The sequence below is a fragment of the Marinomonas vaga genome, from assembly GCF_055388305.1.
In genome coordinates this window covers 3,358,553-3,377,278 of record NZ_AP043903.1, presented here as the reverse complement: position 1 = coordinate 3,377,278, position 18,726 = coordinate 3,358,553, and the positions used below count along the sequence as shown (strand labels likewise).

At 45.6% G+C, this 18,726-nt stretch carries 20 protein-coding genes; 11 read left to right on the top strand and 9 right to left on the bottom strand.

Translation table 11 applies throughout. From position 1 onward, the window contains the following. Positions 1–204 precede the first annotated feature (204 nt). The 6 genes from ACZ5DR_RS15955 to ACZ5DR_RS15930 are packed head-to-tail and all read left to right on the top strand — an operon-like array spanning position 205 to position 8,460. Complete coding sequence (locus ACZ5DR_RS15955; protein ID WP_377367642.1) at positions 205–1,248, top strand: rod shape-determining protein; 1,044 nt, start codon at positions 205–207, stop codon at positions 1,246–1,248. A gap of 28 nt (positions 1,249–1,276) precedes the next feature. After that, positions 1,277–2,101: a rod shape-determining protein MreC gene (gene mreC, locus ACZ5DR_RS15950; protein ID WP_377367644.1), complete on the top strand. Its 825-nt coding sequence runs from the start codon at positions 1,277–1,279 to the stop codon at positions 2,099–2,101. After that, on the top strand, positions 2,098–2,571 hold the full coding sequence (mreD, locus tag ACZ5DR_RS15945) for a rod shape-determining protein MreD (RefSeq protein ID WP_377367646.1): 474 nt from the start codon (positions 2,098–2,100) through the stop codon (positions 2,569–2,571). The genes mreC and mreD overlap by 4 nt, the downstream gene beginning before the upstream one ends. 11 nt (positions 2,572–2,582) lie before the next feature. Continuing rightward, the gene (locus ACZ5DR_RS15940; RefSeq protein ID WP_377367648.1) at positions 2,583–3,179 is read left to right on the top strand and encodes a Maf family protein; all 597 of its coding nucleotides are present in this window, start codon (positions 2,583–2,585) and stop codon (positions 3,177–3,179) included. Then, positions 3,172–4,626 carry a ribonuclease G gene (gene rng / locus ACZ5DR_RS15935; protein ID WP_377367650.1) on the top strand — a complete coding sequence of 485 codons (1,455 nt, stop codon included), beginning with the start codon at positions 3,172–3,174 and terminating at the stop codon, positions 4,624–4,626. Before ACZ5DR_RS15940 ends, rng begins: the two co-directional genes overlap by 8 nt. 12 nt (positions 4,627–4,638) lie before the next feature. After that, positions 4,639–8,460, top strand: a complete 3,822-nt coding sequence (locus ACZ5DR_RS15930) for a YhdP family protein (protein WP_377367652.1) — start codon at positions 4,639–4,641, stop codon at positions 8,458–8,460. Between the two features lie 75 nt (positions 8,461–8,535). Here ACZ5DR_RS15930 and yjgA read toward each other — a convergent pair whose 3' ends face one another. From yjgA to ACZ5DR_RS15885, 9 genes are all read right to left on the bottom strand, one after another. Further along, entirely contained in the window at positions 8,536–9,066 is a 531-nt protein-coding gene (yjgA, locus tag ACZ5DR_RS15925; RefSeq protein ID WP_377367654.1) for a ribosome biogenesis factor YjgA, read from the bottom strand. An 11-nt stretch (positions 9,067–9,077) separates the two neighbouring features. Further along, positions 9,078–10,433: a magnesium transporter gene (gene mgtE, locus ACZ5DR_RS15920; protein WP_377367656.1), complete on the bottom strand. Its 1,356-nt coding sequence runs from the start codon at positions 10,431–10,433 to the stop codon at positions 9,078–9,080. Between the two features lie 8 nt (positions 10,434–10,441). After that, positions 10,442–10,711 carry an HPr family phosphocarrier protein gene (locus ACZ5DR_RS15915; RefSeq protein WP_377367658.1) on the bottom strand — a complete coding sequence of 90 codons (270 nt, stop codon included), beginning with the start codon at positions 10,709–10,711 and terminating at the stop codon, positions 10,442–10,444. Positions 10,712–10,720: 9 nt separating this feature from the next. Continuing rightward, positions 10,721–11,170: a PTS sugar transporter subunit IIA gene (locus ACZ5DR_RS15910; RefSeq protein WP_377367660.1), complete on the bottom strand. Its 450-nt coding sequence runs from the start codon at positions 11,168–11,170 to the stop codon at positions 10,721–10,723. A gap of 11 nt (positions 11,171–11,181) precedes the next feature. Next, positions 11,182–12,663, bottom strand: a complete 1,482-nt coding sequence (locus ACZ5DR_RS15905) for an RNA polymerase factor sigma-54 (RefSeq protein ID WP_377367662.1) — start codon at positions 12,661–12,663, stop codon at positions 11,182–11,184. A gap of 76 nt (positions 12,664–12,739) precedes the next feature. Then, positions 12,740–13,465 carry an LPS export ABC transporter ATP-binding protein gene (lptB, locus tag ACZ5DR_RS15900; RefSeq protein WP_464543770.1) on the bottom strand — a complete coding sequence of 242 codons (726 nt, stop codon included), beginning with the start codon at positions 13,463–13,465 and terminating at the stop codon, positions 12,740–12,742. A 17-nt stretch (positions 13,466–13,482) separates the two neighbouring features. Then, positions 13,483–13,983 carry a lipopolysaccharide transport periplasmic protein LptA gene (gene lptA / locus ACZ5DR_RS15895; protein WP_377367664.1) on the bottom strand — a complete coding sequence of 167 codons (501 nt, stop codon included), beginning with the start codon at positions 13,981–13,983 and terminating at the stop codon, positions 13,483–13,485. Beyond that, the gene (gene lptC, locus ACZ5DR_RS15890; RefSeq protein ID WP_377367666.1) at positions 13,964–14,542 is read right to left on the bottom strand and encodes an LPS export ABC transporter periplasmic protein LptC; all 579 of its coding nucleotides are present in this window, start codon (positions 14,540–14,542) and stop codon (positions 13,964–13,966) included. Before lptC ends, lptA begins: the two co-directional genes overlap by 20 nt. Positions 14,543–14,555: 13 nt before the next feature. Next, a complete protein-coding gene (locus ACZ5DR_RS15885; RefSeq protein WP_377367668.1) occupies positions 14,556–15,503 on the bottom strand; it encodes a calcium/sodium antiporter in 948 nt (315 codons plus the stop codon). A gap of 173 nt (positions 15,504–15,676) precedes the next feature. Here ACZ5DR_RS15885 and ACZ5DR_RS15880 point away from each other — a divergent pair, with 173 nt between their 5' ends. Genes ACZ5DR_RS15880 through ACZ5DR_RS15860 form a run of 5 tightly spaced genes read left to right on the top strand, consistent with a single transcriptional unit; the run spans position 15,677 to position 18,619 of the window. Next, on the top strand, positions 15,677–16,480 hold the full coding sequence (locus ACZ5DR_RS15880) for an ATP-binding cassette domain-containing protein (protein ID WP_377367670.1): 804 nt from the start codon (positions 15,677–15,679) through the stop codon (positions 16,478–16,480). Further along, positions 16,477–17,256, top strand: a complete 780-nt coding sequence (mlaE, locus tag ACZ5DR_RS15875; RefSeq protein WP_377367672.1) for a lipid asymmetry maintenance ABC transporter permease subunit MlaE — start codon at positions 16,477–16,479, stop codon at positions 17,254–17,256. The genes ACZ5DR_RS15880 and mlaE overlap by 4 nt, the downstream gene beginning before the upstream one ends. A gap of 1 nt (position 17,257) precedes the next feature. Next, positions 17,258–17,716, top strand: a complete 459-nt coding sequence (gene mlaD, locus ACZ5DR_RS15870; protein WP_377367674.1) for an outer membrane lipid asymmetry maintenance protein MlaD — start codon at positions 17,258–17,260, stop codon at positions 17,714–17,716. Beyond that, on the top strand, positions 17,716–18,345 hold the full coding sequence (locus ACZ5DR_RS15865) for an MlaC/ttg2D family ABC transporter substrate-binding protein (RefSeq protein WP_377367676.1): 630 nt from the start codon (positions 17,716–17,718) through the stop codon (positions 18,343–18,345). The genes mlaD and ACZ5DR_RS15865 overlap by 1 nt, the downstream gene beginning before the upstream one ends. A 1-nt stretch (position 18,346) precedes the next feature. Further along, entirely contained in the window at positions 18,347–18,619 is a 273-nt protein-coding gene (locus ACZ5DR_RS15860) for an STAS domain-containing protein (protein WP_377367678.1), read from the top strand. The last annotated feature ends 107 nt before the right edge of the window (positions 18,620–18,726 follow it).

Here is an 18,726-nt window from a genome sequence, read left to right as displayed (position 1 = left end):
TTCATTGTATCGCTATTGTGTTAGGGGAGAAAGGTTACGGCAGAAAAATATGGCTTTTAAAAGAGGTGCTCGAAAAACCACCAATAAACAACGATGTAAGAGTAAAGAAATCGAACATTTATGCGCTTTCGCCTTGCTCTTAGGGGTGCCGATTGTTACATTTTCTGACTATTCGTAATGGATCTTTTCAGGGTGTAGAAATTCATGTTTAAAAAAATTCGGGGAATGTTCTCCAGTGACCTATCCATCGACTTAGGGACAGCCAATACCCTTATTTATGTACGCGACCGTGGGATTGTTTTGGATGAGCCCTCAGTTGTGGCGATTCGCCACAATGGCAACCAAAAAACTGTGGCGTCTGTCGGGGTCGATGCAAAACGTATGTTGGGTCGTACTCCCGGTAACATCACTGCTATCCGCCCAATGAAAGATGGCGTCATCGCAGACTTTCATGTCACTGAAAAGATGCTTCAATACTTTATTTCTAAAGTCCACGAAAACAGTATTTTAAAACCGAGTCCTCGTGTGCTGGTTTGTGTGCCATGTAAATCCACTCAGGTTGAGCGTCGTGCGATAAAAGAATCAGCGTTGGGCGCTGGTGCCCGTGAGGTATATATTATTGAAGAGCCTATGGCAGCAGCGATCGGTGCTGGTTTGCCGGTGGCGGAAGCCTCAGGTTCTATGGTGATTGATATCGGTGGTGGTACCACAGAGATTGCGATCATTTCTCTTAACGGTATCGTGACTTCTGAGTCTATCCGTGTGGGTGGTGATCGTTTTGATGAGGCTATTACTACTTATGTTCGCCGTCAATACGGTAGCTTGATTGGTGACGCCACAGCTGAGCGCATTAAGACTGAAATTGGTATGGCTTATCATACTGGTGAAGATTTACAGATCGACGTTCGTGGTCGTAACTTAGCAGAAGGTGTGCCTCGTGCGTTTACTCTAACGAGCCGAGAGATTCTAGATGCATTGCAAGAGCCTTTAGCTCAAATCGTTCAAGCGGTAAAAGGTGTACTTGAGCAGTCTCCACCAGAGCTTGCAGCGGACATTGCTGAGTCTGGTCTAGTGTTAACAGGTGGCGGCGCATTGCTACGTGAGATCGATCAATTGATCAGTGAAGAGACAGGTCTGCCTGTTATTGTTGCTGATGATCCGCTGACCTGTGTTGCCCGTGGTGGCGGTATGGCTCTTGAAATGATGGATAAGCATGCTTCTGAGCTGTTCTCTGTAGACAGCGAGTAATGTAGGAGCTCGTCCCATTAGCAATTCCGTGTCCTTCTCTAATAAAGTCACCAGCACACGCTTTGTTGTGCTGGTGCTTATTTCTATTGCCATGATTGTGGCAGATCTACAATTCCGCGCCTTTAATCCTATCCGACCTTATCTCACTTGGTTGGTCACTCCCATTCAAGTCGTAGTCAGTATGCCGCAAAAAGTACTGAGCTGGGCGGACATGCGTCTCGAGAGCCGCGAGGGGTTGGTGGTCAAAAATGAAGAGCTTAATCAAGAGTTATTGATGCTGCGTGGGCAACTTCAGCGTTTAAACTCTCTAAAAGCTGAAAACGTCCGACTTCGGGAGCTGTTGGATGCCTCCCAGCGTGTTGATGAAAAGATAGTCATGAGTGAAGTGATTGGCTTTGACCAAAATGCTTACAGTCATCGTATTTTGATCGACAAAGGTTTTTCCACGGGGGCGTATGTTGGCCAGCCTGTGTTAGATGCCACAGGTGTTTTAGGACAGGTTGTTGAAACTTCTGCCTACACGAGTCGTGTATTGTTGATAGCAGATGCCAGTCATTTTGTGCCAGTACAAATCGCTCGTACAGGTTTTAGAAGTGTATTGCGTGGTACGGGTGATCTTAAAAAGTTGGAGTTAATGAGCGTGCCGCATACTGCGGATATCCAAAAGGGCGACATTTTGACGACCAGTGGTCTGGATGAGCGTTTCCCTGTTGGCTATCCCGTTGGTGTCGTTCGAGGGGTTCAGCACATACCTGGCAAAGCTTATGCGGATGTTGATGTGGTGCCATTGGCGCAATTGGGCAGGAGTCGCCATGTGATGTTGATTGAGCGTTCCGAGAGGGAAGAGCCATGAAGTCTTCTTTTGTCTTTATCCTGACCTTTATTGTGGCTTTGATGCTTGAAGGTCTGACCTTCCCCGCTGAATTTATTTGGTTTCGTCCTGAGTGGGCCTTACTGGTTGTTTTATATTGGGTCATTGCGTTGCCATTGCGAGTTGGGGTCGGGGTTGCTTGGTTTTTAGGCTTGCTTGTTGACCTTTTGCAAGGTGGCGTGATGGGGCAGCATTCTCTAACGTATGTGCTGATTACCTTTATGTGTGTTGTCTTGTATAAGCGCTTACGTATGTATCGTCGTTGGCAGCAAGCACTGTTTGTATTCCTACTGGTAAGCATTAACCAGTTGGTTGGTTTTTGGCTGGATCACTACACAGGTGATGCAGAGCCGACTTTAATGATTTTCATGCCGGCGATTGTAACGGCCTTATTATGGCCTTGGTGTTTTATTATTCTTCGTAGTGTTCGGCGTATTTATTCTATTCGATAAGTGAGTGATACATGATTGTCCTGGCATCAGCGTCTCCTCGTAGGCGAGATCTTTTAAGTCAATTGGTTAAATCCTTTGAGGTGATGCCTGCAGATATCGATGAAACGCCTTTTGAGCTAGAAACCCCTGAAGAATATGTTCTTCGTATGGCACGAGAAAAGGCAGAAGCGACGATTGAAAAGTCGTCGCTCGGTGTTCGTGATCTCATCATTGCTTCTGATACCAGTGTGGTGATTGGTGATACGATATTGGGTAAGCCAACGAGTCTTGATGATGCTAAACGAATGTTGCGTTCCTTGTCTGGGCAGACCCATAGTGTCATGACTTCCTTGTGTGTCTGCAACGGAGGGCTTAACCGCGTTGCGACTCGTAATGTGGTGACAGAGGTAACATTTCGAGAAATTTCTGATTTAGAGATTCAACAATATTGGAATACTGGAGAACCTCAAGATAAAGCGGGTGCCTACGCCATTCAGGGGATAGGCGGGATTTTTGTACAACATATTTCAGGTTCATTTTCCGCTGTGGTTGGCTTACCTTTATTTGAATTATCACAACTATTAAGTGAATTCGGCGTGAGTGCGCTGAAGGAGAATATTCATGAGTGAAGATGTACTGATTAATGTTACGCCCATGGAGATTCGCGTTGCGCTGGTAGAAAACGGCGTTTTGCAAGAAGTATATATTGAGCGTTCCAGCCGTAAAGGTATTGTTGGCAATATTTATCAAGGTCGCGTTGTGCGAGTGTTGCCGGGTATGCAGGCTGCATTTGTAGACATTGGTTTGGAGCGTGCGGCGTTTATCCATGTTTCTGAGGTGGCTGACCGTGATGCGGTAAATGCCAGTGATCAGATTGGTGATTATTTGCGTGAAGGCCAGTCTTTGGTCGTTCAGGTGACCAAAGACCCGATTAGTACAAAGGGTGCTCGTTTAACGACCCATTTATCTATTCCTTCTCGTTATTTGGTTTACATGCCGGATCAGTCCCATGTGGGCGTGAGTCAGCGGATTGAGAATGAAGAAGAGCGTGAACGATTAAAGTCTTTAGTCTCTAGTGCCCTAGAGGATCGCGACGAAACAAGTGGTTATATATTGCGTACCGCTGCGGAGCGCGCGGGCGAAGAAGAAATTTTGTCAGATATTAATTTCTTAACTCGCTTATGGCAGTCCGTTAAAAAACGCATTAGCTCTGCTAAGGCTCCTGCGGTTATTTATGAGGACTTACCACTTCATTTGCGCACTATGCGAGATTTAGTGAGTTTGACCACCGAGAAGATCCGCATCGATTCCAAAGAGAATTATGTGAAGCTGCGTGCCTTCGCAGAGGACTTTATCCCCGAACTCTTGCCACGTATTGAGTACTATCCAGGTGAGCGACCTATTTTCGACTTATACAGTGTTGAAGATGAGATCCAGCGGGCCTTGGATCGTAAGGTGCAATTAAAGTCTGGTGGTTATCTACTGATCGAGCAAACGGAATCTATGACCACCATAGATGTTAATACTGGGGCATTTGTTGGTAGTCGTAACTTAGAAGAAACCATTTACAAAACCAATCTTGAGGCTGCTACAGCGATTGGCCGCCAGTTGAGGCTACGTAATTTGGGTGGGATCATCATCATTGATTTCATCGATATGGAAGACGAAGAGCACAAGCGTCAAGTATTAAGAATGCTTGAGAAGGTGCTGGATTCTGACCATGCGAAAACTAAGATTACAGGTGTGTCTGAATTGGGCTTGGTAGAGATGACCCGTAAGCGCACACGGGAAAGTCTCGGTCAGATTTTGTGTGAGCCTTGCCGATCCTGTCGTGGTAGCGGTTTTGTGAAAACCCCTGAAACTGTGTGTTATGAAGTGTTTCGTGAAATTCTGCGTGCGGACCGTGCCTATGACTCCCAAACCTACACTGTGCTGGCATCAACGTCCGTTGTTGAGCGCTTCTTGGATGAGGAAAGTGCAGCGGTGGCAGAATTAGAGGCCTTTATTGGCAAAACCATCCGCTTCCAAGTGGATCCAGTCTATACGCAAGATCAGTATGACGTGGTGCTGAGATAATCGAGGGTGGTTATGTGGGTTATTAAACGAGCCTTAGGGCTCGCTTATTGGGTGCTTGTGATGGTTGCTGTCTTGTTGGCAACCATAGTGGTTGCGTCCAAATTCCTATTGCCCATGGTCGATAATTACCGCCCTCAGATTGAACGAAATCTGAGTCAGTTATCCGGTATGCCGGTTCATGTTGAAAACATCTCCGCCAAGCTCAATGGTATTAATATCATGCTTGCTGCAGCCAAAATTGACGTAGATACGCCACAGCAAAAGGCTGCATTGTCTGTGGAAGATCTTGAGTTTGAGCTGGATCTTCCAAGAACTCTTCTAACCTTATCTCCTCAGTTTAAGAATTTCGTTGTGTCAGGGGTCGATGTTGCCCTATACGAGGATGGCAACGGCAAGGTTTCTTTAGCTGGATTAGAGGTGTCATCTCAATCGTCCAATAATACGGATGTGGCGGTTTCTCGAGTTTTAAACTACGTCACTGAGCAACAGCAAATATCGGTACATGATGTTCAGTTGAGTCTTGCGAGCTCCCGTTTTGATGCTTTGCGTATTACCTTGCCGGATAGCTATTTGGTGAAGCAGCGCTCCAAAACCCTTCTTAGTTCAGATGTTTATGTCAATGATCAACACGCACCTATAAAAGTTCGGGTGGAAGTGGAGTCGGACATCACCAGCTTCCTAAAGAAATATGCCAATATTTATATTCAGGTGCCTGAGTTGTCTATGCCTACTGAGTGGCTTCAACTGAGCTTCCTGAAGAATACAAATTATTTGGATTTGTCTGGTGAGTTTTGGGCGACTTATCGTCCAGGTTCTGGTTTTGAAGTACAGAGTCAAGGGAGCCAATTTGGGCTCTCCTTTACAGATCAAAGCCGAGTAGATTTGGGGGCGGACTGGCGCCTGAAGACTAACGGTAATACCAGTGCTATCACTGTATCTCGGTTAGAGTGGTTGGATAACAATAAGGCATTTAAGTCTACTCAACTTAAAGGTGAGTGGGACCTTGAGGCAAAACGGGGTTTTGTTGCCTATGACTATTTGGATGCTCAAACAGTCAGTCAGTTGGCGCTCCAGTTTGTTCCTGAGGAATGGTATCTGTCTAGATTGCTTAATGGGCTAAATGCCCAAGGCTCTGCTCAAAACGGAATGGTGAGAGTTTGGAGCGCCAATGAAGCGATGCGTTACCAAGTTGGGACAAATCTTTATGATGCGAAAGTAGAGGGTTATAACGGTATCCCAGCAGTTGATAATGTGTCGGGGGTCTTCTCGTTAACGGATTCTGGTGGCGGTGTTGAGTTCTTGGCTGTTGATTCACAGCTGGCATTTCCGACTCTTTATGATTCGCCTTGGTCTATTGATAAAGCTTCTGGGGAAGTAGCATGGCGCAAGGTGCAAGATACGTTTGTTGTCAGTGGAGAGGGCTTGCAGGTCGATTACAAAGGGGCCGATCTTCGTGGCGAGTTCCGACTGGAGCAGCCCGAAGAAGGTGATGGTTGGCTTGCTTTAGATGTTAATGGTCGTAATTTAGATGTTTCGGATAAATTTACCTTCGTACCTCCAAATGCTTTGTCCGAAAGCTTGGTGGACTGGCTTGATACAAGTTTGAATGGCGGTAAAGCCCATAATGTCGATGTTTTGGTGAGGGCTGGTCTGTCGCCGGGTCAGAAGCCTCTGGTGCGCTTGAATGTTGATGCGCAAGTTGATGAGCTGCAATTCTCTCCTGATTGGCCTGCTGCCAAGAAGGTATCTGCAAATGTTTATTTGGGTCAATCTGAGGTGGATGTTCAGGTTGATAAAGCTTCCTTGGCTGATTTGCCAATTTCTGACCTGTCAATCAATGTGCCGCTCACAAGTAATGGTGCCTCTTGGCTTAATATAGCGGGAAGCCTTCAGAATGAGGCCAATCTTGTGCTTAATTCCCTGTCCCAAACCCCTTTAAAAGAACAGGTTCTGAGTCCTTTTGCTGAATGGGAGTTAGAGGGAGAAGTGGATGGGGCGTTCAGGGTTTATTTACCTTTGAGCGCCGAACTAGGTAATCCTGTCGTAGATTTGTTATTGAATTTTTCTCCGGGAAATCTCTATATCCCTGATATTAATTTGGCGGGCTCCTTGGAGTCTGGATTGCTGCATTTTAATAGTAGAACAGGCTTAAAAGACTCAGAGTTTCGAGTCAACACTTTAGGTGGGAGCAGCGAGATTGTGCTCACTTCTGAGCAGCCTGATGATGGTCGATTTGTAGTTAATGGCCAGGTTAATGGGCAGGTTGCATCTGCCGAATTGGCGGGTTGGCGGTCCCTGCCGGAGCCGATTGCCCGTCGCTTAACTGGCAAAACCGATTACGAAGCTGAGTTTCATATTAACAGATCCCAGTCGGGTCAAGTGGATGTTAAGGTGCTCACGGATCTGAAGGGCGTGTCAGCCGATTTGCCTAAGCCCTTTAGCAAAACGGCGCAGATGGCCTTGCCGTTTGAGTTAGATCTGAAAATCTATAAAGGAGAAATTCTTTTGGATTTCGATGCTGAGCAACTGCTGTATGGAAAGTTGCTGCTCGAATCAGGAGATATCAAAAGTGGTCATTTCTCTCTTTTCAAGCCACTACCAGAAGAGTCCACAATGCAGCCGGGGGTTGCATTTAATGGTCAGGTTGAGCGCTTTGAGTGGCAGGAATGGACGCCTTTGATTGAGGAGATCGTTCAAGGGAAAACTCAAGTATCTGCTCAAGAACAGAGCCAAAATACGCCTATTAGCTTAGAGGTGCCGGAGTGGATCCGAAGCCTTGATTTACTCATGGATGAGGTGCCGATCAATGAAGCTAACCAGCTGAATAATGTCAAACTTGTCTACTCAAGATATCAAGAAGGTTCTCCCCTGACGCTCACATCAGATGAGTTAAATTTGGTTTTGCGTGACGCAGCAACCACGCCATCCCTGCATATTGCCTACGCGAATTGGCGCACTGGGGAGAAGAAGGATCAACCCGAAGAAACGGAAGCCTCATTCTTAACGCCGTCAATGATTCCTACCATTAATCTGCGTCTAGATCAGCTGGTGATTGATAATCGGCCCTATGGTGACTGGCGAGCCAATGTGGTGAATCTTGGTGAGAATGTTCGCATAGATAATATCTCAACTGGCCTAAATGACGGTGAGTTTAAAGGCAATGTGTTTTGGCAGGGGGGTGAGAAGCCTAACGTGGAGATGGTGATCGATGCTTCGGGGTCTGATACTCGAGAGCTGACACGTAAATTTTCTCCAACGCCCTTTATTCAATCCAATTCCTATGACTTAGATGTGGTCTTGAGTTGGTCTGGTAGCATACTGGAGTTTGACCGTGAGAGTTTGAATGGTCGCATCAAGTTTCTTGTAGAGGACGGTACCTTCAATCAAGTGGATCAGTTACCTGCTTTTGTTCGGGTATTAGGTATTTTCAATGTGGATTCTTTATTGAAACGCCTAACATTTGATTTTTCAGACCTTTATGAAGAGGGGATGCCATTCGATGACTTCTCCAGTAGTTTGGTGATTCAAGACGGCATGTTGAACACCGATGAGCCTGTAAGGGTGATTTCGCCGACGGCTGAGGTGAGGCTGACTGGCAGTGCTAACTTGGTTGATGAGACTTTAGACGAGCGTTTAACGGCAACAATTCCAATCAGCAGTACTTTGCCTGTGGCGGGGTTGCTGCTGGCCACACCGCAAATTGCAGGGTTGCTATATATTACCGATAAGTTGATCGGCGATAAGATATCTCAAGTGACCAGTATTCAGTATGAAATTAAGGGGCCGTTTGCAAACCCTGAAGTCATCCCTGTGAAGTACAATCCACGAAGATAAGGGTTAGGTTTAAATTAAGAGAGTGAGGCGTTACATGGGAAACTGGACTCATAAGTAACGCCATTAAATTAGGGGCTAGGCTAGGCCTAGTTGAATGTCTTGTTGTTCCCGCAAGTATTTAAACAGCTTCTTTCGGTTGGTCGTGCCTTTATCTTGGCTGACTTCCTTTTGCGCCATGCGAACAAGGGATCGTAGGTGTTGGATATCAACCGATGGGTTCTGTTCGATATATTGATCCAGGGCAGATTTGCTGTTCTCACCGATCAGCATATCTCGTGTTGCTTCCAGTTGGTGAAAACGTTTGTTGCTGGCGGCCGAAGCGCTGTCAAACAGTTGTACGCGGTGTTCAATGGCTTCTGCATCTTCAGTCCGCATCACTTTTCCGATGTATTGAAGGTGGCGACGCTGAGCGCCCCATTGTTTGATGCGATCCGCTTCTGCTAAAGCATCTCTTAATGTATCAGACATGGGAACTTTCTTACGCTGTGCTGGGGTAAGTTTTACCAGCTTTGCGCCCAAATCCTGTAACGCTTCCATTTCCCGCTTAACTTGGGTTTTGCTTTTTATTTCTTCTTCGTTTTCGTCGTAGTGTTCAAAATCAGTCATTATGTATTCATCTAAATTAAATATAGAGTGGCTAGGCCAAGGAATGCTAAAAAGCCAACCACATCCGTAACGGTTGTGAGTATGACGCTCCCTGCCAACGCAGGGTCGATGCCAAGTTTTTTGAGGGCAATGGGGAGCAGGGTACCAGTTAAGGCTGCGAATAATAAGTTAATTATTATAGCGCCTGCAATGACATAAGCAATTTGCCAGTCACCAAACCAGACGACAGTGAGTGCAGCAATCACTGCAGCCCACAGCAAGCCATTGATCAAGCCAACAATAATCTCTCGGTTTAAAAGCCATCTAGCATTGCTGCCACCAATTTGGTTTAGGGCAATACCTCGAATTACTAGGGTGAGTACCTGGGAGCCAGCAATGCCTCCCATGCTGGCTACGATTGGCATTAATATGGCCAGGGCGACGACCTTGTCTAGGGTGTCTTGAAATAAGCCGATCACATAAGATGCGGTGAAGGCCGTTACTAGGTTAATCCCAAGCCATACCGCGCGACGTTTTGTGGTCTGCATGATGGGGGCAAAGGTATCCTCGTCATCATCAAGACCTGCCATAGAAAGCATAGAGTGCTCTGCTTCATCACGAATGACATCTACCACGTCATCGATGGTGATACGGCCAAGTAGTTTCTTGGAATCCGGGTCAAGGACGGGGGCCGACACTAGGTCCATTTTTTCAAACAGTTGAGCGACTTCGGCAGCGGATTGGTCGGCATAGATAACGTCACAATCTGTTTCCATGATGTCACGGACCTTGGCTTCAGGATCAGCAACCAGTAGTTTCGTTAGGGGTAAAATGCCTAAAAAGCGATCAGAACGACTGACCACCAAGAGGCTGTCGGTCATTTCTGGTAACTCGTTATGACGGCGTAAAAATCGAAATGCTATGTCGACGGTGATGTTCGGACGTATGGTGATGGTGTCCGTGTTCATCAGGCCGCCGGCTGAGTCCTCTGAATAGCTGAGGAGTGCTTCCATGCGTGCACGATTTTGTGCCGTCATGGAAGCCAGTACTTCTTTTACCAATGTTTCTGGTAGTTGTTGAAGTATGTCGGCTAAATCGTCGTTATCAAAGTGTTCAGAAACCGCTAGAAGTCGTTCTGTATCCATGGATTTCATAAACTGGATACTGATTTCTTCGGTTACATACTGGAGGACTTCACCTTGGTTTTTGTGGTCAATAAGCTCCCAAAGAAGTTTACGTTCTTTGGGGGGGCTGGATTCTAATAAGCGAGCAACATCCTGAGCGGGTAATGCGCCATTCAGAAGGTAGCGTATTTGCATGGTGGCGCCTGTCTCTAAAGAGTCAGATACGGCCTGCAAATGTTCAAGGGTGGTTTGCTCACTGCTCATAGTTGCTGTTATTCGCCTTCATCAAAGCGGTTATTAATAAGCTCTATGATGGCTGCCATGGCAGCTTCTTCGTCTGAACCATTAACTTTTACCTTGATGGTGGTGCCTTTTGCTGCAGCTAGCATCATCATTGCCATAATGCTTTTGCCATCCACGTTTCGGCCTTCTTTCTCAATGGTTACGTCAGACGAAAATTGCGAAGTGGTCTCAACTAGTTTGCCTGCTGCTCGAGCATGCAGACCAAGCTTATTAATTATCTCTATAGATTGCTCTAGCATGCTGTGTCCTTACGTTAATGGTTCGAATGCGTTCTGCAGGTCACCATTATTAGTTTGAGCGCGGAGAGTGTCCAGTTTCTCGCTTGATTGAGCCAACTCAGCAATCTGTGCCAAGGTCGCTAGATGGTCATCACATTGGTGTGGCGGCACAATTAAAGCAAAGATTAAGTCAACGGGCTTGCGATCAATGGAATCAAAGTCAATGGGGGTATCCAAAGACATTAATACTATGGTGGCATGGCTGGCTTGTTCTAGGCGGCAATGGGGGATGGCGATGCCATTTCCGATGCCTGTGCTTCCAAGTTTCTCTCGGCCGAGTAATGCATCGTACACTTCTTCAGCATTACAGTGTAAGCGTGAGCTGATGGCTTCTGATATTTGCTCAAGAAGGCGCTTTTTGCTTGTGGTGCTTTCTTTCGCAAAGACTAATTCTGGCTTCACTAAGTTTTTGACGGACATGTTAAAAACCTTTAAATGAGACGTTTACGTTCGTTAGATGGTGGAATATTCATCGCTTCGCGGTATTTCGCAACAGTTCTTCGGGCAACTTGGATACCTTGGTCAGCTAAAATAGTTGCGAGTTTGTTGTCGCTAAGCGGTTTTTTGGCTGGTTCATCTGCAACCAGCTTCTTAATCATGGCCCGTATGGCTGTTGACGAGCACTCGCCACCGGATGCTGTGTTCACATGGCTTGAGAAAAAGTATTTCAGCTCAAATATGCCTCGGGGTGTATGCATGTACTTTTGTGTCGTCACTCGAGATATGGTTGACTCGTGCATTCCTACTTCTTCTGCGACATCATGCAACACCATAGGTTTCATGGCTTCCTCACCAATTTCGAAGAATTCCACTTGGCGAGAGACGATGCAGCTGGCAACTTTCAGTAAGGTCTCGTTACGGCTTTGCAGGCTTTTTAAAAACCACTTGGCTTCTTGTAAAGAGTTACGGATATAAGACACATCATCATTGGACTTCGATGTGGCTAGCATTGCAGAGTAAGTTTCATTAATTTTTACGGGCGGTAGGGCATCATTGTTAAGTTCAACCTGCCATACACCCTTATGCTTTTTAACACTTACGTCCGGGATTACGTAGTCAGTATCACTGGTATCAACGAGGGATCCAGGGCGTGGGTTAAGCTGTTGGATTAAACCGATGACTTCTTTTAAGGCGTCTTCTTTGAGCTTGGTTTTGCGTGTTAGTTGAGTGTAGTCTCTGTTGCCTAACAGTCCAAGGTGTTGATCCACAACTAGATGGGTGCTGCGATAGAGAGGATGATCTTTGTAAGCTTCCAATTGTACTAATAGACATTCCCGTAAATCTTGAGAACACACGCCCACGGGGTCAAAGCGTTGCAACCGGTGTTGAACGGCTTCTACTTCATCGAATTCTAAATCTTCCAGTTCCTTTGTTAGTCCTGTGAAAATTTCTTCAAGGGTCGCTGAAAGGTAGCCGTCTGGCTGTACGCTGTCTATGATGGCGTAAGCGATCTCAATATCCTTATCGGACATGTGAGTCAGATTGAGTTGCCAGATTAGGTGGTCTTGAATGTCTTCTGATAGTGCATTTCGACTGTCTAGATCTTGTTCGCCCTCGAAGGCTGGGCTGTCAGACGCCGCTGCTGAGTTCTGGTAGGTGTCATCCCAGTTACTATCAATGGAAAGTTCATTTGGGATGCTTTCCGTCCATTCTGACTCGACACGGGAGTCCTCTGAAGACTCTTGGTTGGAGTCAATGTTCTCTACTGTCGAAGCCGCTTCGGCAACTTTTGCCTCAGCGTCATGGTTGAAGTTTTCTTCCTCGTCTAACTCTAGTAAAGGATTGGACTCCAAGAAGTCATGTATTTCTTGTTGTAGGTCGAGCGTTGACAGCTGCAGCAATTTGATTGCTTGCTGTAGCTGAGGTGTCATTGTTAACTGCTGACCGATTTTAAGTTGCAAAGACTGCTTCATAGCGCAACTCTTTTAAAATTAGAATTTTGGAATGAGTTATGCATACTACTCCCTTTTGATGGGAAAAATAAGGGGCTTACAGGCGGAAGTCGTCGCCCAGATAAATTTTCTTGACTTGCTCATTGTTTATTATGGTCTCAGCGGAGCCAGAGGCAATAATATGCCCATTGCCTACAATGTATGCTTTGTCACAGATATCTAGGGTCTCTCGCACATTGTGGTCTGTAATAAGTACGCCGATACCGCTATTTTGCAAGTGGCGGATGATTTGCTTGATGTCACCTACTGAAATAGGGTCGACGCCAGCAAAGGGTTCGTCAAGCAGGATAAACTTAGGGTTCATGGCCAATGCTCGAGCGATCTCAACTCGGCGTCGTTCGCCACCTGATAACGCCATACCTAAATTTTTACGGATGTGCGTGACATGAAACTCTTCTAGTAAGCTTTCTAGCTTTTCTTTACGCTCAGCTTTCGATAGCTCCTTGCGCGTCTCTAAGATAGCAGAGATATTATCTTCTACGCTCATCTTTCGAAATATTGAAGCCTCTTGAGGCAAATAGCCGACCCCTTTTTGAGCGCGAGTATGCATGGCATCTTGGGTGATGTCTTCCCCATCAATATATATGCCCCCTTGGTCGTTGGTGACCATGCCGACAATCATGTAAAAACAAGTGGTCTTTCCTGCACCATTTGGCCCCAGTAGGCCCACGGCTTGCCCCGTGCTCACGTCAAGAGAAACGTCTTTTACTACTTGTCTTTTCTTGTAGCTTTTTGCGAGGTGCTTCGCTTCTAAAATAGCCATGCTGTTTATCCTTGATGCTACTGCTCGGTGGCTGGCTGTAGGGTCATGTTTACGCGGCCTGAACCACGATTCTCGGCGTTAAAAACATCGGTCTCCATGTAGTAATGTATGTAATCCGCCGCGATTTCGTTGTCACCACGTTTTAGGAAGCCGTTTTTATGAATTTCTAGCTCACCCGCTGAGGTGTCGTAATCAAGAGTGTTTCCTGTTGCTTTAAGCAGTGTGCCAGCTTCATCAAGTACTTGTGAGAATTCCGATGGAGTTCCTGTTGCATGGAGAGACTGAAAAGCACTCGTGGCAGTGTTGGTATTTATGATTAAGCTTTCAGCCACGATCCGAATGCTGCCTTGGGTTGCGATAACATTACCCTTATAGGTTGCAACGCCACTTTTTTGATCAAAGGTGGCCTTGTCTGCCTCTACGCTGATCGGTTGAGATTGATCATCAGGTAGTGCATAGGCAGGCACTGAAAGTATTATGGCAAGGGTTGAAATTAGCTTAATTTTTTTCTGGTTCATAAGTACCTACTACACCGCCATCGAGGGACGTTGTTTCTTCTTTTAGGTTGTGAATGATGATGTCAGAAGATGTATTTATCTGAGCGCTACTGAGTTTTGCTTGTGCTTTACCTGTGATCAGCTGGCTTGAATCATCATAAGTAATCGTTTGTGCTTCAATTTTAACATTTTTATTGTCAGAACTGGTACGAACAACAGAAGCATCTCCATTGAGCGTGAAATTTTTCGAAGAGTCATTAATGGCACCATTCTCAGCTTGTGCAATAGTGGTTGCCCCTGGCTCGGTGCGTGTGATCACTGGTCGAATCAGCAAGGTTTCTTTAGAAGCGTTGTAGTGATTAGCTGTATTCGCTGCAACTTCTTCAACTAGGTTGCCATTTACGGCATACGTTTTGGTGGTCACGTTTTCTAAAAAGTAATCGGGAGAGCTGACTAGCTTTTGCTCCTCAATTAGATATAAAGAAGGTTTATTGCCGAGTATGAAAATCAAAACGAATACAATGAGTATGCAGGCAACACCTATTAAGCGTTTGCGTTCTAGTATGTATTTGATGGCCACATTTACTTCCAGATTAAACTAATGAATACATGTAGGTGCCGTATGCGCCCAGTAAAGGGAATGCCATCCACTTGGGGATACTGCGGCCGTGATGTTTGTTAAACACGAACACCGATAATGCAAAAATGACAGACAGTCCGAACATCCACCAATAATCCCGACTCATGATGCTGTTTTCAAGTGCTCCAGGCGCTAATAAGGCAGGTAATGGTAAAACGGTAGCTAGGTTAAAAATATTGGAGCCTAATATGTTGCCGATGGCGATATCGTGATGGCCTTTTTTTACGCTGGTTATTGATGCAGCGAGTTCAGGCAGGCTAGTACCAATCGCTACAATGGTTAAGCCAATGATTAAATCTGATACTCCAAGAGATGTCGCAATCCCAATTGCTCCCCATACCAGAAGTTTTGAGCTGGCGATCAGTACGATTAAGCCAACTAGGGCGATAGCAAGGGATTTGATGACAGGACTGCCGTCGTCTTCCGGTAGATCGCCAGTCAACTCATCTTCTATGTCTTTAGAGCCTTTCAACAAGAAAAATAAGGTGATAGCAAAACCAGCGACAAGCAAGGTTCCGTCCAAAATGTCTAGTGCGCCATCATACATCAATACCCCAGCAAGAACTGTAATTCCTAAAAACAGCGGAATTTCCTTTTTTGTCAGGCTGCTATTAATAGGTATTGCTGCAAGTAATAAAGTTGCCCCAAAAACTAATCCGATGTTGGCAACGTTAGAGCCGATAACATTACCAATGGCAATGCCTGGTGCATTATCGATAGCCGCTATAGCGGAAACCACCATTTCAGGAGCGGAAGTGCCTAGAGCTACGAGTGTTACGCCAATAATTATGGGGCTTACGTTGAGTTTTTCGGCGACCAGTGCAGCATGCTCAATAAATTTGTCTGAGCTCATGACTAGCAGTACTAAGCCAACAACGAGAGCGATGGAAAACAATAACATGTATAAGGTACTCAAATAGGCAATGAATGTGTTTGATATGTATTAATGCGGACATTTAATGAAGTTTGAAAGAGTATTTCAAGACTTGTATTTCCCGCGCTGAAAGTGTTGGCATTCCTTTTCCGAAGGTCCAATGCTAGTATCCCGAACTATCATAGGGCAGGGAGTACAACGTGGACGCCTACATTAAAATACGAGATTTGACTTTTCATCGTGGGGAAAGGGTCATATATGAAGGGATTTCACTCGATATACCTAGAGGCAAAATTACGGCGGTAATGGGCCCTAGCGGAACAGGTAAAACGACCTTACTGAGATTGATTGGCGGCCAGTTAAAAGCTGATCAAGGTACTATCGAGGTAGATGGTATTGAAGTTGGGAGCGCTGGACGCTCAAAGCTTTTTGAGGTTCGTAAAACAATGGGAATGCTGTTTCAAAGCGGAGCCCTTTTTAGCGATATGACGGTGTTCGAGAATGTGGCTTTACCGCTTCAAGAGCATACGGATTTTGATGAGCAAATGATCCGAGATATTGTGCTGATGAAACTCCATAGCGTGGGCTTAAGAGGTGCTGCGGACATGATGCCTTCAGAGCTTTCCGGAGGCATGGCACGAAGAGCGGCATTGGCCCGAGCTATTGTCTTGGACCCTGCATTGGTTATGTATGATGAGCCATTTGCTGGTCAGGACCCCATTTCAAAAGGGGTTTTAGTCGGTTTGATTAAGCGATTAAACAACGCGGCCAAGATTACCTCTGTGCTTGTTTCTCATGATGTGGAAGAGTCTTTGAGTATCGCAGATCATGTTTGTATTGTTTCCGGTGGAAGGGTGATTATGCAGGGGCCTCCGGATCAAGTTCGTCAGTCTGACAACGATCAGGTAGTGCAATTCCTTCAAGGTTTGGCTGATGGGTCAGTTCCTTTTCATTATCCTGCCAGTGATTATCAATCTGAACTTCTTGCGGAGGTTCAACCATGATTGCCAAAAGCGTTGCCATGAGGATTGTTGCTTTTGTTGAATCCTTTGGCTTGGCGGGGATTTTTCTGGCCCAATCCTTATTTAGATTGCCGGTGCGCTTTGATGAGGCGTGCCGCCTCTATGTTCGACAAGTCTACTCTGTCGGCTTTTTGTCTCTGATTATTATTGTTGTTTCTGGAGCTTTTATTGGGATGGTGCTTGCCCTGCAAGGGTTTAGTATCTTAGCTCGTTATGGCTCAGAGTCAGCAGTGGGTCAACTCTTGGCGCTTACCTTGTTAAGGGAACTGGGGCCTGTGGTGACGGGGTTGCTGTTTGCTGGCCGGGCTGGTTCTGCGCTTACTGCTGAGATTGGTTTAATGAAGGCCACTGAGCAGCTTTCTAGTTATGAGATGATGGGGATAGATCCACTTCGCCGAGTTATTGCGCCGCGATTCTTAGCGGGTATTACCTGTATGCCACTGTTGAGCGTGATTTTCTCGGCAGTGGGTATTTGGAGTGGGATGTTAGTGTCGGTTCATTGGCTGGGTGTGCATGATGGTTCTTTTTGGTCCTTGATGCAGCAGTCCGTGTATTTTGATCGAGATATCTTTAATGGCGTGATTAAGTCATTTGTCTTTGCATTTGCAGTGGTTTGGATTGCTGTTTATCAAGGTTACGTTTGTCACCCTACGTCAGAAGGAATTGGTCAAGCAACCACTCGTACCGTAGTGCTTGGGTCACTTGCTATTTTAGGGTTAGATTTTCTGTTAACTGCAGCCATGTTTGGGGATTTTTAAGATGAAGGATAAGCAGGCAGGAGTGTTAGTCGGCATTTTTATGTTGTTAGGCGTGTCGGCGTTTATTTATTTGGCTATTCAGGTGAGTGGATTGGCCTTTAATGATCGAAGCAATGGTTACACTGTAGTGGCCAGGTTTGATGATGTGGGTGGGCTCACGGAACGCTCTAAGGTTACGATAGCGGGTGTCACTGTCGGAGAAGTGCGCCGTATTGAATACGACAAAGAATACTATATGGGCAAAGTTGTTATGAATATTTACCCAAATGTAGACAATATACCCGTGGATAGCTCCATTGCTATTTTGACCAGTGGTTTAATTGGCGAGAAATATCTGGGTATTTCTATTGGTGCTGAAGATGAGGTGCTAACTGAAGGGGCTGAAATCTATGACACCCAATCTGCCCTTGTGTTAGAAAATCTAATTGGACAATTTCTATTTAACTCAGGAGATAAATAATGCGTAAAATCATTCTGGGGTTTTTGGGAGCGATGCTATTTTCCCTTGGTTCTGCCAATGCTGCGATTAATCCAGAAGGGGCTCGTACGACTGTTTTGGCGGTTGTTGAAGACTTTAAAACTAAGGTAGTTGCCAATAGGGATGAGTTAGAGAGTAATCCACAACAGCTAAATAATGTCATGAAAGACATCTTAGCGCCTGTGGTGGATTTCGATGATTTGGCTAAAAATGTAATGGGCAAATATTACCGTCGTGCTTCGGATGAGCAAATTGCTCGTTTTGCAAAGGTTACTGAGCGTACTTTGCTAAATACTTATAGTGCTGCCGTGATCGACTTCGACCCAAGTAAAATTGATGTGTTGCCGTTGGCTCAGCAAAAGCCAGGTCGAGAAGTGCGTGTGGATGCAGCGTTTACGCTGAACAGTGGCAGTCCTATTAATATTGCATTTTATATGGAGCCTACTGATGAGGCAGGTAGTGGCTGGCTACTAAGTAATGTTGTTATCAATAACATCAACTTTGGTCTCACCTTCCGTAAGCAGTTTGGATTAATGGTTCAGCAAAACGGAAATGATCTAGATAAAGCCATTGTTGCATGGCAAAAGTCTCTGGCATCTGAGGCTGAATGATATGCGTCTTTCATCATCTAAGGAAGGATTCAAGCTAGAAGGGGCTTATTCATTAGACAACTTATTGAAAATAAAGTCTGAGCTTTCTCACTATGGATTCGAAGGAAATGTGCGGGTTGACTTGTCTGAATTGAAATCGATCAACGCTCCCATATTGTCTTTGCTTTTGGAAATGAGGCGCCATACGGACAGTATAGTCTTGTATGGTGGCTCAGAGGATTTTTATGACATGTTGCGGTTGTACGGGCTAGAGGCAATATTTGAGATTGAATAGATTTCGTAAGCAGGAGGAAACTCCTGTTTTTGCGTTTTAAAAGGTGCCAAAACCCCTCCCGTGTGAGGTACAATACTTCTATGAGTCACTAATTTATATTGGGAGTT